Below are 480 nucleotides of genomic sequence, written 5' to 3'. Positions count from 1 at the left end.
CGCTTGACGGCAGCGGAGAACTCCGCCCAGTTCTGCACCCGCATCTTCTGCAGCGCCGCCTTGTACTCGTCGAGCGGATGCGCCGAGAGATAGAAGCCGACGACCTGGAATTCGCGGTGCAGGCGGTCGGCGGCGAGCCACGGATCGGTCGCCGGCAGGTTGAGCGCCTGCGACTGGGCGCCGAGCGAGGCGCCGAAAATATCGGCTTGGCCGGAAACGGCGTTCTGCTGGGCAAGTGACGCCAGTCCCATCATCCGCTCGACGCCAGCCAACATCTGGGCCCGATCGTGGCCGAAGCAGTCGAGCGCGCCGGCCATGATCAGGCTTTCGAAAACCCGCTTGCCGACGATCTTCGGGTCGACCCTCTCGCAGAAATCGGCCAGGCTCTTGAACGGCTTTTCGCCGCGAACGGCGACGATGTGCTCCACCGCGGCGTCGCCGACACCCTTGAGGGCAGCCATCGAGTAATAGATGCGGTTC

Annotated in this window: 1 pseudogene; it reads right to left on the bottom strand. The window is 65.4% G+C overall.

The annotated features are described in order from the left end of the window. Positions 1-480 (bottom strand): annotated as a pseudogene (locus EOA36_RS36855) (DNA polymerase III subunit alpha); the annotation flags it as partial.

The sequence above is a fragment of the Mesorhizobium sp. M8A.F.Ca.ET.021.01.1.1 genome (assembly GCF_003998025.1).
In the GTDB taxonomy this organism is placed as follows: Bacteria; Pseudomonadota; Alphaproteobacteria; order Rhizobiales; family Rhizobiaceae; genus Mesorhizobium.
Note: the sequence above shows the minus strand (reverse complement) of the source record. Positions and strands in the feature narration are given on the sequence as shown.